Consider the following 1723-nt stretch of genomic DNA (forward strand, 5'->3'; position numbering starts at 1 on the left):
CGGGTGCCGGGCCCTTTGTCGTTTCCAGGCCGCGCGCCTTCCGTGCGCTGCAGGGGCCGGATCGTACGGTCGCACCAGCTGGGCACTCTGCCGCCCCGCCCGCGGGGTGCAGGCCGGACGGATCCCCCGGCCCGCACCCCGCCGCAACCAGCGGCCCTACGGCCGGGCGTCCTGGTGGTCGACGAGGTCGGCTACCAAGCCCTTGAACGCGCCGAGGCGAACCTGGTCTTCCAGGTGGTCTCCAAGCGCTACGAGAAGGGCTCGGTGATGGTGACCTCGAACCTGCCCTTTGGCCGGTGGGGGAGAGACCTTCTCCGATGACGTCGTCGCGGCCGCGATGATCGACCGCCTGGTCCACCACGCCGAGGTCCTCACCCTCACCGGCGACTCCTACCGGACCCGCCAACGACGCGAGCTTCTGGCGAAAGAGAACCGGTGAGGCTGACCATCGGCAGGGAACCTCAGCCGAACCGGTGATAGACGACGTCAGCGAGATCCGCACGGTCGAAGGCGGAGACATTGGTGAGGTGGCTGTCGAACGGGCCCACCTTCGACACCGAGCAACCGTGGCGGAACACGATCTGAAGTCCGTGCTCGGGCTCCCACGCGCACTGGCACTCCACGGAGACATACACCTGCCGGTCGCCGTGGGCGTCCTCCCGCTGGACCGACACCTCGCCTCCGGGCCGGACATGGGACCAGACGTCGTCCGGGCCGGCGATGGACACGAAGTCCTCGTCGCCGCCCACCTCGGCCTTCACGTCCAGGTAGTACTGGAAGACCGGCACCGACGCGGACTTCAGAGCCGACTCGTCAAGCCCCAGAAACGCGTTGATGGCCGTCTCGAAGTCGACCCTCGCGTCGTCATCGTCATAGCCGGCGACGACGAACTGGCACAGGGCGTCCCCGAAGACGGGAACGGCAAGCGGCGAACTCACGTAATCGCCAAAGTCAGCATCGACGGTCACGAGGCCGAAGCCGGGGATCTCCATGCGCGCACCCTATGGCCTCCAGCGAGAGCCCCAGACGGCACGGGCACGCTACGACCCCAGAGGGTCGAATCTGCGAGACGGCGGATTCGCATGACCGCCGGCCCCGGTACCGCCTGAAAAATCCCGCTCATCGCACCCGGGGCACCACTATCCTCCCCGAATGCCCCTGCACCAGTACGCCTACTTCGCGCTGTTCAGCCAGCACGCCTCCGCCGACGAGATGACCTCCCAGCTGGGCATCACCCCTGACGAAGTATCCGTCCGCGGCAGCCGGTTCACCGGGCCCAGAACGATTCCGGTCGACCACAGCTGGAAGATCGTCTGCCGGGAACCGGGACTGCGCGTCGACGAGCAGATCACCCGCATCCTCGACAGGCTCCGGCCGCACACGGACCGCATCGCCGAACTCGTGGGCCGACTGGCCACCAACGACGGCGGGGCAGTCCTTCAGGTCGTGCGCTACTTCAACGACACCGACCAGGAACAGCCAGGCGCTCCGGACGCGCCCAACCTCTTCGGCTGGCATCTGAACCGCGATGTTCTGGACTTCCTCGCCGCAGTCGGTGCCGAGCTCGATGTCGACGAGTACGACATGACCGGAGACGACGAGGTTCCCGGCTGAGCACGTGACCTCGTACTCGCCTGAGCACACGAGTCAGTACCCCGGCACCGGCGGCCCTTCCCGGGACCAGCCCCGGTGCCGAAGCCGGCCGGGACGGCGGCATTGAGTG

General features: G+C 67.7%; 2 protein-coding genes and 1 pseudogene. 2 read left to right on the forward strand and 1 reads right to left on the reverse strand.

The annotated features are described in order from the left end of the window. Positions 1–439 (forward strand): annotated as a pseudogene (locus ABD353_RS40655) (ATP-binding protein); the annotation flags it as partial. A gap of 22 nt (positions 440–461) precedes the next feature. Here the strand turns inward: ABD353_RS40655 and ABD353_RS39520 are convergent. Continuing rightward, positions 462–992: a DUF6985 domain-containing protein gene (locus ABD353_RS39520; RefSeq protein WP_344628556.1), complete on the reverse strand. Its 531-nt coding sequence runs from the start codon at positions 990–992 to the stop codon at positions 462–464. A gap of 160 nt (positions 993–1152) precedes the next feature. On the opposite strand from ABD353_RS39520, the gene ABD353_RS39525 reads away from it, so the two are divergent. Then, positions 1153–1614: a DUF4279 domain-containing protein gene (locus ABD353_RS39525; protein WP_344628557.1), complete on the forward strand. Its 462-nt coding sequence runs from the start codon at positions 1153–1155 to the stop codon at positions 1612–1614. Positions 1615–1723 lie beyond the last annotated feature (109 nt).

The sequence above is a fragment of the Kitasatospora arboriphila genome (genome assembly GCF_039528095.1).
GTDB lineage: Bacteria > Actinomycetota > Actinomycetes > Streptomycetales > Streptomycetaceae > Kitasatospora > Kitasatospora arboriphila.